The organism is Pseudomonas sp. NBRC 111139 (assembly GCF_001753955.1).
Classification (GTDB): domain Bacteria; phylum Pseudomonadota; class Gammaproteobacteria; order Pseudomonadales; family Pseudomonadaceae; genus Aquipseudomonas; species Aquipseudomonas alloputida.
On the sequence record NZ_BCBP01000074.1, the window covers coordinates 1 to 13,330 of the forward strand.

13 protein-coding genes are annotated in these 13,330 nt (G+C 63.4%); 5 read left to right on the forward strand and 8 right to left on the reverse strand.

Annotated elements, in window-relative coordinates; genetic code table 11:
* Nucleotides 1-44: 44 nt before the first annotated feature.
* The 4 genes from BJQ17_RS24965 to BJQ17_RS24980 all read right to left on the reverse strand — a co-directional run bounded on the left by BJQ17_RS24965 (nucleotide 45) and on the right by BJQ17_RS24980 (nucleotide 3,569).
* Nucleotides 45-590: a tetratricopeptide repeat protein gene (locus BJQ17_RS24965; RefSeq protein WP_003249771.1), complete on the reverse strand. Its 546-nt coding sequence runs from the start codon at nucleotides 588-590 to the stop codon at nucleotides 45-47.
* Between the two features lie 244 nt (nucleotides 591-834).
* Nucleotides 835-2,118: a glutamate-1-semialdehyde 2,1-aminomutase gene (gene hemL, locus BJQ17_RS24970; protein ID WP_003249773.1), complete on the reverse strand. Its 1,284-nt coding sequence runs from the start codon at nucleotides 2,116-2,118 to the stop codon at nucleotides 835-837.
* Between the two features lie 16 nt (nucleotides 2,119-2,134).
* On the reverse strand, nucleotides 2,135-2,758 hold the full coding sequence (thiE, locus tag BJQ17_RS24975; RefSeq protein WP_004576913.1) for a thiamine phosphate synthase: 624 nt from the start codon (nucleotides 2,756-2,758) through the stop codon (nucleotides 2,135-2,137).
* A gap of 13 nt (nucleotides 2,759-2,771) precedes the next feature.
* Nucleotides 2,772-3,569 carry a hydroxymethylpyrimidine/phosphomethylpyrimidine kinase gene (locus BJQ17_RS24980; protein WP_003249777.1) on the reverse strand — a complete coding sequence of 266 codons (798 nt, stop codon included), beginning with the start codon at nucleotides 3,567-3,569 and terminating at the stop codon, nucleotides 2,772-2,774.
* Between the two features lie 265 nt (nucleotides 3,570-3,834).
* On the opposite strand from BJQ17_RS24980, the gene BJQ17_RS24985 reads away from it, so the two are divergent.
* From BJQ17_RS24985 to BJQ17_RS25000, 4 genes are all read left to right on the forward strand, one after another.
* Nucleotides 3,835-5,823, forward strand: coding sequence for a hybrid sensor histidine kinase/response regulator (locus tag BJQ17_RS24985; protein ID WP_014861641.1), 1,989 nt, complete (start codon nucleotides 3,835-3,837; stop codon nucleotides 5,821-5,823).
* 211 nt (nucleotides 5,824-6,034) lie between these two features.
* On the forward strand, nucleotides 6,035-7,687 hold the full coding sequence (locus tag BJQ17_RS24990) for an acyl-CoA dehydrogenase family protein (protein WP_047604691.1): 1,653 nt from the start codon (nucleotides 6,035-6,037) through the stop codon (nucleotides 7,685-7,687).
* 105 nt (nucleotides 7,688-7,792) lie between these two features.
* Nucleotides 7,793-9,256, forward strand: a complete 1,464-nt coding sequence (gene amn, locus BJQ17_RS24995) for an AMP nucleosidase (protein WP_003249782.1) — start codon at nucleotides 7,793-7,795, stop codon at nucleotides 9,254-9,256.
* Nucleotides 9,257-9,262: 6 nt separating this feature from the next.
* Entirely contained in the window at nucleotides 9,263-9,895 is a 633-nt protein-coding gene (locus tag BJQ17_RS25000) for a pseudouridine synthase (RefSeq protein WP_003249785.1), read from the forward strand.
* Between the two features lie 115 nt (nucleotides 9,896-10,010).
* Here BJQ17_RS25000 and BJQ17_RS25005 read toward each other — a convergent pair whose 3' ends face one another.
* Nucleotides 10,011-10,214, reverse strand: coding sequence for a DUF2788 domain-containing protein (locus BJQ17_RS25005; protein WP_003249787.1), 204 nt, complete (start codon nucleotides 10,212-10,214; stop codon nucleotides 10,011-10,013).
* Between the two features lie 54 nt (nucleotides 10,215-10,268).
* Nucleotides 10,269-10,745, reverse strand: coding sequence for an Lrp/AsnC family transcriptional regulator (locus tag BJQ17_RS25010; protein WP_003249795.1), 477 nt, complete (start codon nucleotides 10,743-10,745; stop codon nucleotides 10,269-10,271).
* A gap of 395 nt (nucleotides 10,746-11,140) precedes the next feature.
* Here BJQ17_RS25010 and BJQ17_RS25015 point away from each other — a divergent pair, with 395 nt between their 5' ends.
* A complete protein-coding gene (locus BJQ17_RS25015; protein ID WP_070096798.1) occupies nucleotides 11,141-11,977 on the forward strand; it encodes a DUF6515 family protein in 837 nt (278 codons plus the stop codon).
* Nucleotides 11,978-12,004: 27 nt separating this feature from the next.
* Here the strand turns inward: BJQ17_RS25015 and BJQ17_RS25020 are convergent, their stop codons facing one another.
* The gene (locus BJQ17_RS25020) at nucleotides 12,005-12,877 is read right to left on the reverse strand and encodes a cation diffusion facilitator family transporter (RefSeq protein ID WP_003249799.1); all 873 of its coding nucleotides are present in this window, start codon (nucleotides 12,875-12,877) and stop codon (nucleotides 12,005-12,007) included.
* Between the two features lie 22 nt (nucleotides 12,878-12,899).
* Entirely contained in the window at nucleotides 12,900-13,319 is a 420-nt protein-coding gene (locus BJQ17_RS25025) for a hypothetical protein (RefSeq protein ID WP_003249801.1), read from the reverse strand.
* Nucleotides 13,320-13,330: the final 11 nt, after the last annotated feature.

Consider the following 13,330-nt stretch of genomic DNA (forward strand, 5'->3'; position numbering starts at 1 on the left):
GCAATGTGATGCCGTTCCCGATGCCAATGCCGGAAAAGTGACCTTCAGGGAAGCGGCGAGAACGGCGTGCGCCCTTCGGCGTTCTGCAGTTCGAGCAGGTACTTGCGGAAAATCTGGCCGAGCACCTGGGTGGCATGCTCCAGTTCGTCACGGGGCATTTGCTCGGTCACTTCGTCGGCCATGTCCAGCGCATCTTCGGCGCCATTGACCGCAGCCATTTTCAGCAGGATGTAGGCCTGCACGTTGTTGGCCTTGACCCCTTCGCCATGGAAGAACATGGCACCCAGACGGTATTGGGCGTCGGCTTGGCCTTGCAGCGATGCCTTCTGGAACCAGTCCAGGGCTTTGCCCAGGTTTTTTGGCGTTTGCGTGTAGTAATACTCGCCCAGTTCGAACTGCGCCTGGGCATCCCCCGCAGTCGCCGTCTGCTCGCAGGCCTTGAGGGCGTTTGTCAGGTCTTCAGGCTGAACGTTCAAGGTGCAGCGGCCCGTCGCCGGAATCAGCAACGAGTTACCGCCCTCCGCCAGGGCCAGCAGGGGCTGAAGAAGCAACAGGCAGCCCAGGGTCAGGGCGCGGCCGGTGCGGTTCATGGGGATCGACTTACCTCTGCAAAGCTGCGGCCAATGTCTCTGGTGGCACATTATGGGATAAGCAGCGCCAACCTTACAAAGTTTTACTCGAATTTCTGCTTGGTTGGGGAAGTCAGCTGATTGTGCGTGCGTAATTATTGCCTGTACCGGCCTCTTCGCGGGTGAGCCCGCGCCTACAAGGGGGCGTCGCTTTCATGAGTGTAGGCGTGGGTTTGCTCGCGAAGAGGCCGGTACAGGCTGGCCATCACTTCAGGGCAGCAAAGGCTTTCTCAGCCGCATCCAGGGTGATCTGCAGCTCCTTGTCGCCATGGGCGATGGAGGTGAAGCCCGCCTCGAATGCGCTCGGTGCCAGGTACACGCCACCGTCGAGCATCAGGTGGAAGAAGCGCTTGAAGCGCTCGGCATCGCTGGCCATCACGTCTTCGAAGGTGACGATATCGTCGGCGCCGCTGAAGTACAGGCCGAACATGGCACCGGCCTGGGTGGTGACGAATGGCACGCCAGCGGCATCGGCGCGTTGCTGCAGGCCGTCAAGCATGCGGCTGGTGTAGTCGGTCAGCTCGGCGTGAAAGCCTGGGCGGCTGATCAGCTTGAGGGTGGTCAGGCCGGCGGCCATGGCCAGCGGATTGCCCGACAGGGTGCCGGCCTGGTAGACCGGGCCGAGCGGGGCGATGCAGCCCATGATTTCACGCTTGCCGCCGAAACAGCCGACCGGCATGCCGCCACCGACGATCTTGCCGAAGGTCGACAGGTCCGGCTTGATGCCGTAATGGCCCTGGGCGCCGCCGAGCGAGACGCGGAAACCGGTCATCACTTCGTCGAAGATCAGCACCACGCCATGCTTGTCGCATTGCTCGCGCAGGCCCTCGAGGAAACCCGGTGCCGGTGGTACGCAGTTCATGTTGCCGGCCACTGGCTCCACGATGATGCAGGCCACGGTCTGGCCAACTTCGGCCAGGGTCTTCTCGACGGCGGCGATGTCGTTGAACGGCAGGGTCAGGGTGTGCTTGGCGAAGTCCGCTGGCACGCCTGCCGAACTTGGCACGCCTTGGGTCAGCAAGCCGGAGCCGGCTTTTACCAGCAGGCTGTCGGAGTGGCCGTGGTAGCAGCCTTCGAACTTGATGATGGCATCACGGCCAGTGTAGCCACGTGCCAGTCGGATGGCACTCATGGTGGCTTCAGTGCCCGAGCTGACCATGCGCACCATTTCCATCGACGGTACGATCGAGCAGACCAGGTCGGCCATCTCGGTTTCCATGGCGGTCGGCGCGCCGTAGGACAGGCCGTGCTCCAGCTGCTTGCGTACCGAGTCCAGCACGTCCGGGTGGCCGTGGCCGAGAATCATCGGGCCCCAGGAGCCGACGTAGTCGACGTAGCGTTTGTCGTCCTCGTCAACGACATAGGCGCCTTCGGCATGCTTGAAGAACAGCGGCGTGCCGCCAACGCTCTTGAAAGCGCGGACTGGCGAGTTGACACCGCCAGGGATGTGCTTCTGGGCTTGGGCGAACAGGGCTTCGGAACGGGACATGGAAGTATCTCTCGAATCAGGATGCGAACAAGGCGTTGAAGGCGCGGGCGCGGCGGGTGACTTCCTGCGCGCTGTCGGCACCGAACAAGCCGTGGATCACCGCCAGCAGGTCGGCGCCGTGGGCGACCAGCGGGGCGGCGTTGTCGAGGGTGATGCCGCCGATCACGGCGATCGGCAGTTTCACCTGGGCGCGGGCCTGCTCAAGCAGGCCGACATTGGCAGCGGGCGCGCCCGGCTTGGTGACAGAATTGAAAAAGCGGCCAAAGGCCACGTAGCTGGCGCCTTCGCTGGCAGCCTGGGCGGCCAGTTCGAGGCTGGCGTGGCAGGTGGAGCCGATGATTGCCTGACGGCCGAGCAGTGCGCGGGCCGGGGTCAGCGGGCCGTCGGTCTGGCCCAGGTGCACGCCGACACCCAGGCGGGCGGCCAGTTCGGCGTCATCGTTGATCAGCAACTGGGTGCCGTAACGCTCGCAGAGCTTCATCAGCCCTTCGGCTTCACGCAGGCGGCGCGCTGCATCGTCGCTCTTGTCGCGGTACTGCAGCAGGCACACGCCGCCTTCCAGGGCCGCCTCGACATGGGACAGGAAACGGCCGGCGAGCAGCTGGCTGTCGGTGATGGCGTACAGACCGCGTAGCTTCATTGAAGGCCTCGTATCAGGAGCAGAAGTCCAGGGGCAGGCGGCGCGGCACGTATTGGCCCTTGCCCAGTTGCTCGGCGTCACGCAGGGTGCGCCAGGTGTAGTCCAGGGCGGTGCGCACGGCGCTTTCCAGCTGCTCGCCGAGCGCCAGGCGGCCGGCCAGGGCGCTGGCCAGGGTGCAGCCCGAGCCGTGGTAGCTGCCTGGCAGGCGCTGGCAAGTCCAGGTGAAGTGCTGGCCGTCCTGGGTGTACAGGCGGTTGTGGATTTCGTCTTCGTCGCCGTGACCGCCGGTAATCAGCAGGTGTCTACAGAACGGCAACAGTTTCTCGGCACATTCGTCAGCGCTGCCTTCGGGCAGTTCGGCGAGGATGCGTGCTTCGGGCAGGTTCGGCGTGGCGATGGTCGCCAGCGGCAGCAGGCGTTCGCGCAGGGCATAGCCCACTTCGTCCTTGCCCAGGCGGCCACCGCCACCGGCACGCAGCACCGGGTCGCAGACCAGCGGCAGGTGGGGGTGGGCGGCCAGCAGTTCGGCGACGGTGTCGACCATCTCGATCGAGCCGAGCATGCCCAACTTGACGGCGGCCACCGTGGAGTCGGCCAGCACGGCGTTGGCCTGGGCCAGCACCCACTCGCGGTCGAGCACGCGGAAGTCGGAAACGTTGACGGTATCCTGCACGGTCAGGGCGGTCACTGCAGGTGCAGCGTGGCAGCCTTGGGCGATCAGGGCTTCGATATCTGCCTGCAAGCCGGCGCCGCCACTGGGGTCGTGGCCGGAGAGACAGAGGACAACGGGGCGGGAGCTGTAGGTATTCATGGTCGGCGAGCTTACCACCAAACCTGTTTGGGCGGATCGTCCGACAAACGAGTTTTACTGATCGTTCGGTCAGGTTGTTGTTTGATTTTCTATTGAAAGCATTGATTTAGAGCCTTTTCTTTGTGTTTTTATGTGGCCGATTGCCAGGTTGTGAGGCTATGCTAGAGTGCTCGGATAACTCGACAAACGGGTGCTGCAGGATCACGTCGTCTCAAACGGATGGGAGGCTACCGCGACGCGACCGGGCAGGCCATGCTGGGGCTGTATGCGCTATTTGCTGATTGTGCTTATGGGTTTGCTGCCCGTGCTGGCCGGAGCGGTCGATTTCGACGTCGCTACCCGGCATCTCCCACTGGGCAAGGCCATGCAGGTTTATGAAGACCCCGATGGCAATGCCAGCATCGCTCAGGTCAGTGCCCCCGGGTTTGCCAAATACTTTCAGCCCCACCGTGAGGATGTGCTGAACGCCGGTTACTCCACCTCGGTGTTCTGGCTCAAGGTCGAGCTGCGCCCCGTTGCCGCGCCCAGCGCTGCCCCGCGGCAATGGCTGCTGGAGCTGGCCTATCCGCCACTGGATCACCTCGAACTGTATTTGCCTGACAGCAGCGGCTTGTACCGCCTGGCGCAGCGCACGGGCGATGCCTTGCCCTACGACAGCCGGCAGATCCGGCAGAACAACTACTTGTTCGAACTGCAACTGCCACCTGGCAAGGTGACCACCGCGTACCTGCGGCTGCAAAGCCAGGGTTCGGTGCAGGCGCCGCTGGCACTATGGTCCCCTGAAGCCTATCTGGAAGAGCAGCCCACGCGCCTGTATGTGCTGGGGATGATCTACGGCGTGTTGCTGGTGATGCTGGTGTACAACCTGTTCATCTACCTCAGCGTGCGTGACGTCAGCTACCTCTATTACATCCTTTACATCGCTTCGTTCGGCCTTTACCAGGTCTCGGTGAACGGCGCCGGTGTAGCCTATTTCTGGCCAGACAGCCCTTGGTGGGCGAATGCCTCCACGCCTTTGTTCATCGGTGCAGCCGGCCTGTTCGGTTGCCAGTTCGCCCGGCACTTCCTGCAATTGGGCAGCATCAACCGTGGCTTCGACCGCCTGTTGCAACTGCTGATGCTGGGTGGCGCGCTGGTCATGGTACTGGCGGTGAGCATGCCTTACGGTATTGCGCTGCGCATGGCCACGCTGCTGGCGCTGCTGTTCACCATAAGCGTCTTCAGCGCCGGCCTGTATGCCTGGTGGCGCGGCTTGCGAGTGGCGCGCTGGTTCATCATCGCCTGGACGGCGTTCCTGCTTGGCGGACTGGTCAACACCTTGATGGTGCTGGGCTACCTGCCGAACGTGTTCATCACCATGTATGCCAGTCAGCTCGGTTCGGCCTTGGAAGTGGCTTTGCTGTCGCTGGCGCTGGCCGACCGCATCAACAGCCTGCGCGAGCAGCAGGCACAGACCTTGCGCGACACTGGGCGTACGCTGGAGCAACTGAACCTGCAACTGGCCAGGAGCAATCGCCTGAAGGACGAGTTCCTGGCCAGCGTGACGCATGAACTGCGCACCCCGATGAATGGGGTGATTGGTTCGCTCGAGCTGATGCACACCCTGCCGATGGGGGCTGAAATGGCTCAGTACCATCACACGGCAGTGGGGTCTGCCCAAGGCATGATGGATATGGTCGATGCCATTCTTACCCTGTCCGAATTGCAGGCCGGCCGCCTGCGGGCGCAGCCGGCACCGTTCAGCCTGCGCGCCCTGTTGCAGGGCTTGCGCGCCGGTTATGCCGGGCAGGCGCTGGGCAAAGGCTTGTACCTGAGCCTGGATATTCCGGCCGACCTGCCGGACGGGTTGCTCGGTGACGGGCAGAAACTGGCGCACTGCCTGGGTTGCCTGGTGGACAACGGTTTGAAGTTCACTCATCAGGGCGGTGTGATGATCCAGGTGCGCGGCCGCCGGGTGGGGCCGGATGATCTGGCGTTGACCTTTACCGTCAGCGACAGCGGTATCGGTTTCGATGATCTGGAGCAGTCGACCCTGTACCAGCGGTTCTTCCAGGTCGACGGTTCGATGACCCGGCGTTATGGCGGTTTGGGGATTGGGTTGTCGATTTGCCGGCAGATGGGAGAGTTGCTGGGGGCCAGATTGGCGCATGAGTCGACGCGCGGGTTGGGCAGCCGCTTCGAGTTGAGTTTGAATGTAGCGATTTCGCAGGTGCAGATGAGCCCGAACCTGCTGCAGGTGAGGCGCTCGCTGTAGGAGCGGGTTCACCCGCGAAAGGGCCGGGTCTGCTGGCCGATATCCACCCGCCGTTCACCGTTGCCGCCGCCACCGTATTCGCGGGTAAACCCGCTCCTACGCGCGCGCGCGCGCCTGCAACCACACGTTTAGTCATTAATACCCCTTTGACTACCCCGCAAGCAGTGCTTCACTGGGTCTCTCAAGCCTACCCGGATCCAGGAGCCCCCCGATGAGCCTGCACCAGTACGCTGAAACCCACGAAGTCACCAACCAGCCGCCGCCGCTCGACGGTGCCAACCTGTACCGCCTCGACCTGCCATTGCAAGAATGGTCAAGGCGTTTTGGCGCGGGCTGGGCCGAGTCGCGGATCGACGCCTATGGTGCCCTGGCCGGCGGCCCGCTGATGCAGGCAGGCTTCCTGGCCAACGCGCACAAACCCGAGTTCAGCAGCCACGACCGCTATGGCCATCGCATCGACCTGGTCGAGTTCCACCCGGCCTACCATGAGCTGATGCGTACCGCCGTCGAACATGGCCTGCCTTCTTTGCCATGGGCCGAACCCCGTGCTGGCGCCCATGTTGCACGGGCGTCGATGACCTACCTGCACAGCCAGGCCGAGGCCGGCACCGGTTGCCCGCTGACCATGACCTTTGCCGCCGTGCCGGCATTGCGCCTGCAGCCTGAGCTGGCTGAATACTGGCTGCCGAAGGTCCTTGCCTGCGAATATGACCCGCGCAACATTGGCGACCGGCACAAGGCCGGGGTCACCCTGGGCATGGCCATGACCGAAAAGCAGGGCGGCACCGATGTGCGCGCCAACACTACCCGGGCCTATCCGGTCGGTGCGCCAGGCCCGGGGCAGGCTTATGAGCTGGTTGGCCACAAGTGGTTCTGCTCGGCGCCGATGTGCGACGCTTTTCTGACCTTGGCGCAAACCGAAAAAGGCCTGAGCTGCTTCCTCCTGCCGCGCCACCGCCCCGATGACAACCGCAACCAGTTCTATATCCAGCGCCTGAAGAACAAGCTGGGCAACAGCTCCAACGCCTCCAGCGAGGTGGAGTTCCGCGGTGCGCTGGCATGGATGATTGGCGAAGAGGGACGCGGCGTGCCGACCATCATCGAGATGGTCGCCATGACCCGGTTCGACTGCATGGTCGGCTCCAGCGCACTGATGCGCCAGGCGTTGACGCAGGCGGCCCACCATTGCGCGCATCGCAAGGTCGGCGGGCGGGTGCTCAATGAGCAACCTCTGATGCAGAACGTGCTGGCCGACCTGGCCCTGGAAAGCGAGGCTGCGCTTGCCCTGAGCTTGCGCATGGGCCAGGCGCTGGAGCAACTGGACGACCCGCAACAGGCGCATTTCGCCCGGCTGGTCACGGCGGTGGGCAAGTACTGGATCTGCAAACGTGCGCCGGCCATGATCAACGAGGCCGCCGAATGCCTGGGTGGCGCGGGTTATGTGGAAGACAGCATTCTGCCACGGCTGTACCGCGAGGCACCGGTCAACTCGACCTGGGAGGGCTCGGGCAACGTGCAGTGCCTGGATGTGCTGCGGGCCTTGTCCAAGGAGCCGGGCGTACTCGATGCACTGTTTGTCGAGCTGGGTGACGGGCATGGCGACCCGCGCCTGGCAGCGCATATCGGCAACCTCAAGGGGGCGTTTGCCGACACCGGTGACATGCAGTACCGCGCGCGGCAACTGACCGAGGATATTGCCCTGGCGTTGCAGGCCAAGCTGCTGCTGGAGGCGGGGAATACGGAGGTCAGTGATGCGTTTATCGGCAGCCGCTTGGCCGGTGGTGGCCGGGTGTACGGGGCGCTGCCGCGAGGTGTGGATGTGATGGCATTGGTAACCAGGGCTACGCCTGTCTGGCCGCTGTAGCAGTGGGCTTGCCCGCGAATGCACCCAACACCGATCAATGGGGGTGTATTTAACCAAGAAGGCAGGCAAGATGGATCACATGCATGTCCAGACAGGAAGCACAGTGTGAGCCACGCTTTTGTAGTCGTTGATACCCCCGAACAGGCCGTCGACCGTCTGGCGGCCTTGCATGAACAGGCCACAGGTGCCCTGAGTCAGGCCCTGAAGCGTTACCTGAAGGACCGTACCGAGCCCGATACCGATGAGCGCGACCTGTTCCGCTACCCGGCACTGCGCCTGACCTACTACAGCCATGGCGAAGTCGCCGCCACCACCCGCGCTTATGCCAAGGTCCAGGTTGCCGGCACCTACAGCGTCACCGTCACCCAGCCCGCTGCATTCCGTGGCTACCTGCTGGAGCAACTGCGCCCGCTGATGCATGACTACACCGTTACGGTAGAAGTCGGCGTCAGCGAGCAGAACATCCCTTATCCCTATGTGGTCGACCAGGGCGACGAATTGGCTGGCAGCGGCATTACCGCTGCGCAGTTGGCGCGGGTGTTCCCCAGCACCGACCTGTCGGCGGCCACCGACAACATCGCTGATGGCCTGTACGACTGGGACCATGCTGAAATCATGCCACTGGCATTGTTCGATGCCGCGCGGGTCGACTTCTCGCTGCGCCGCCTGGTGCACTACACCGGCAGCGACTGGCGCCATGTACAGCCGTGGATCCTGCTGACCAACTACCACCGCTATGTCGACCAGTTCATCAGCCATGGCCTGGAACAGCTGCGTGACGACTCGCGCTTCGTGCGTATGGTGCTGCCGGGCAACGTCGTGATCGAAAAGGGCATGGACCATGGCGAAACCCAGGCTCTGGTGGCCAGCGTGGTCTGGCACCGCTTCCAGATGCCGGCCTACCACCTGATCGCCGCCGACGGCAATGGCGTTACCTTGGTCAACATTGGTGTCGGCCCGTCCAACGCCAAGAACATCACCGATCACCTGGCCGTGCTGCGCCCGCATTGCTGGCTGATGATCGGCCACTGCGGCGGCCTGCGGCAGTCGCAGACCATCGGCGACTACGTGCTGGCACACGCCTATATGCGCCGTGACGGCATTCTCGACCGGGTCGTGCCGCCGAATATCCCGATCCCGGCCCTGGCCGAAGTGCAGATGGCCTTGCAGGAGGCTGCCGCACAGGTCACTGGCGAGCGTGGCGAGCAGTTGAAAAAGCGCCTGCGCACCGGCACCGTGCTGACCTACGACGACCGCAACTGGGAGTTGCGCTGGGCCCAGGAACGCCCGCTGATCAACCTGTCGCGTGCCGTGGCGGTGGACATGGAAAGCGGCACCATTGCTGCCCAGGGCTACCGTTTGCGCGTGCCTTACGGCACCTTGCTGTGTGTGTCCGACAAGCCGCTGCACAGCGAGATCAAACTGCCAGGTTCGGCCAACGCCTTCTACAACCGAGCGGTCAGCCAGCACCTGAAGATCGGCATTGCTGCCCTCGACTTGCTGCGCACCGAGCTGAACTCGCTGCACTCGCGTAAACTGCGCAGCTTCGATGAGCCGCCGTTCCGCTGAGGATCCATGTCACTGCCACCCCGTAACAAGCCGCGCCGCCCCCAGGCGCGGCCTGCCGCCGGCCCGCGTCGCCAGGCCAAGGCACCACCTGCCGAGCCTCGCCTGATCCTGTTCAACAAACCGTTCGACGTGCTGACCCAGTTCAGCGACGGTGAAGGGCGCGCGACGCTCAAGGACTTTATCGACATTCCGGGCGTGTACCCGGCCGGGCGGCTGGACCGTGACAGTGAAGGCTTGCTGTTGTTGACCAACGATGGCGGGTTGCAGGCGCGGATTGCCGACCCGAAGCACAAGCTGGCCAAGACCTACTGGGTCCAGGTAGAAGGCGAACCGAGTGACGAGCAGTTGCAGCGTTTGCGCGATGGTGTGGCGCTGAATGATGGGCCGACCTTGCCGGCTGAGGCGCGGCGCCTGGAAGAACCTGAACTGTGGCCGCGCAACCCGCCGGTACGGTTTCGCAAAAGTGTGCCGACCAGCTGGCTGGAGCTGGTGATTCGCGAAGGGCGTAACCGCCAGGTGCGGCGTATGACGGCGGCGGTGGGGCTGCCGACCTTGCGCCTGGTGCGCGTGCGCATTGGTGACTGGGCGCTGGATGGGCTGGAGCAGGGTTGCTGGCGGGAGGTCCCTGCCAAGCTTTAGTTCAGGTCAGGGGCCTGTTCGCGGGCACGCCCGCTCCCACAGGGACGGCGCAGTACTTGAGGGCAGCGCCAAATCTTGGGGGAGCGGGCACGCCCGCGAATGGCCCTGAAATGTTTTATACGCCTTCCAGAAACCCCACCACCACGCTTTTGATGATGAAGGCCAGCACTCCCAGGCCCAGCACGAAGAACAGGATCAGCGTGCCGAACTTGCCTGCCTTGGACTTTTTCGCCAGGTCCCAGACGATGAAGCCCATGAACCCGATCAACACGGTGACCAGGATGATCATCATCCATTCTTCGAATACGGCGGGATCCATCGATGTTCTCCAGGCGGGTTGAACGTCCGATTATACGCCGGCTGGCGTGAGCATTTAACGCAGGTGGGTCAATGGCAGCTCGGTGCTGGCCAACACCTGGTTGAGCACGAAGCTCGATCGCACGCTGGTGACGCCTTCGATACGCGTCAGGCTGCCTAGAAGCAGTTTCTGGTAGTGGTCCATGTCCGGCACCACCACTTTCAACTGATAGTCGGCATCCATGCCGGTGACCAGGCTGCATTCGAGCACCTGTGGCAGGTTGCGGATGGCGGCCTCGAATGTTTCAAAGCGTTCCGGGGTGTGGCGGTCCATGCCTATCAATACATAGGCGGTCAGGCTCAGGCCCAGCTTCTTGCGGTCGAGCAGGGCCACCTGGCGCGAAATGTAGCCGTCATCCTCCAGTTGCTTGACCCGACGCGAGCATGGCGATGGCGACAGGCCGATGCGTTCGGCCAATTCCTGGTTGGAAATGCGCGCATCGCGCTGCAATTCGGCGAGGATGCTCAGGTCGTAGCGGTCAAGTTTGCTCATGGCATTTGCCTTTTCTGTTCGGATTGCTGCGAATTATCAATCCAGGGTGAAAAATTGCGCAAGTGCTATTTATCTGAGCAATCTTCGCAATCCTCTGTCGCAACCCGTCCGGTATCTTTATCACCAGAATCACTGCCCGGACATCAGTCCACGGCGACGCGCCCTAGGCGGGCGGTTGCGGCCAGCCATCCAACAGGATCTGCAGGCCCCCGGGCTACACACCTTCCAGAAGACGGTGTGAGGTGAGCCGGCGCCACAAGTGCCGAGCACGGACGACAATTCCTGAAGGGAGGCCCTGTGGCCTCCCTTTTTTCATGTCGGGAATTTTAATTGGCCTGTGTGGTGGGCACGGTAGACTGGCGTTGGTTGCAGTTTTTTCTACCGAGAGGAACACCATGACGTCGCGCATCTGGCAGTTGGCAGGTGTTGGTTTACTGGGTTTGAGCATCAGCCTTGGGGCCTTGGCTGAAGGGCCCGGCGAGGGGCACGGTGAACGTGGCCAGCAGGTGCAAGGTGAGGGTGGACCGGGGCGCTCGCTCAACTCGCGCGACGAAGTGCGCCAGACCCAAACGCCGCGCCAGGGGTATTACCAGGACATCCCCCGCCGCCACGGTGAAGATCACCACTGGCAAACCGGTGGCCCGGGGCAACGGCCCGGTGGCGACTGGCACGGGCGCCCGGATGGCCACGGCAATGGCTGGGGGCCTGGGCCGCAGTATCGCCCGGGGCACACGGTGGACCATTTTTCTGACCGCTACTGGAAAGTACCCTACCGGGGGGCTGATTATTTCTACTCGGGGGGTTACTGGTACCGCCCGCACGGGGGCAGTTACATCGTGGTGACCCCGCCGTACGGCGTGCGGGTCAATTACCTGCCGCCGTATGCGCGGGAAGTGTGGTTGGGGGGCGCGCTGTTCTTTCTGGTGGCCGATACCTATTACCAGTACCTGGCAGACAGCCAGGAATATGTGGTGGTCAATCCGCCGGTCGGCGTGCCGTCGCCCGTGCCGGTGGCCCCGGCAAATGGTGGGTATGACGTGGTGGCCTATCCGATGTATGGCCAGGGTCAGGAGCAGCAGGAGCAGGACCGCTACCAGTGCCATCGCTGGGCGGTGAGCCAGTCAGGCTTCGACCCGGCGACGGCGACGTACGCACCGGCGGCCACTGTGCTCAGCCACTACCAGCGTGCGCTGGGGGCCTGTTTCAGTGGTCGGGGTTACAGCATCAACTGAACCCTGCAGGGGTAGGGATTAATTACCTCATACCGGGTCGGCGTGCACCATCACGTCCGCCTGTGGGTAACGCTGGCGGATCACCCGCGAGGCCTCCACGCACAAGCTGTGCGCCTCATGCAGCGGCAGTTGCCCCGGCAGCTCCAGGTGCAGTTGCACAAACCACTGGTTGCCCGACACGCGCGTGCGCAGGTCATGCACGCCTTTCACGCCTGCAACGGCCAGCACCAGCGCGGCCATGTCCTCGCCAACGTCGCCGGGTAACGCTTTGTCCATCAGGATCGCCGTACTTTCGCGGGCAATTTGCAGCGCGCTCCAGAGGATGTAAAAGGCGATGCCAAGGCCGAACAGCGCATCCAGCTGCGGCCAGCCAAAACGCGCCAGCAACAGGGCCAGCAGAATGCTGCCGTTGAGCAACAAGTCAGAACGGTAGTGCAGGGAATCTGCCCGTACCGCAGTAGAGCCGGTGAGCCGGATGACCTTGTACTGCAGCGCCAGCAGGGCGACCGTCAGCACCAGCGACAGCAGCATCACCGCGATTCCGATTGAGGTATCACCCAGCGGTTGCGGGGTGGACAGGCGCTCGACCGCCTGCACCCCGATCAGCACCGCACTGCCACCGATGAACAGCGCCTGCGCCATACCGGCCAAGGCCTCGGCCTTGCCATGGCCGAACCGGTGATCGTCGTCTGCCGGGCGCAGGGCGTAGTGCACCGCCAGCAGGTTGAGGAACGAGGCCACTGCGTCCAGTGCCGAGTCAGTCAGCCCGGCCAGCAGGCTCACCGAACCGCTCAGCCACCAGGCCAGCGCCTTGCTCAGCACCAAGATGCTGGCCACCGCCAATGACGCGCGCGTGGCCAGGCGGAGCAGGCGCTGGTGTTCAGCCGGAGTAGTGATCATCCGTGGTCAGTGTCCGTGTGGCTCAGGCTGCCGGAACCAGGCCCATACTGGCCAGTTGTTCGATGCTGCCGCGGTGCTGGATCAGCCGTGGGTCGTTCAGCGGCAGGCGCTGGCCCAGTTCGCTTTCCAGAATGGCTTGCAGCTTCAGGTTGTCGACCTTGCCATCCGGGCTGACGGCTTCTTGCAGTTTGGCCGGGTCAACCTGGGCAGTGCGGCCACCTGGGTAGTAGATGGCGCCGGTGGCAAAGTCGATACCGAAGGCAATCAGCCCCGGGATTACATAGAACAGGATGCCAATGGCATCCATGGCGGCAACCACAGGGTCGATCTTGCCGCCGATTTGGCCGCGCCGGTCCGGGTAGAAAATGGTGCCGCAGGCCGTCAGTTGGGTCAGCAGGGTGGCGATGAGGGCGCCACCGATGACGCGGGTCGAGATACGCATGTAAATCTCCG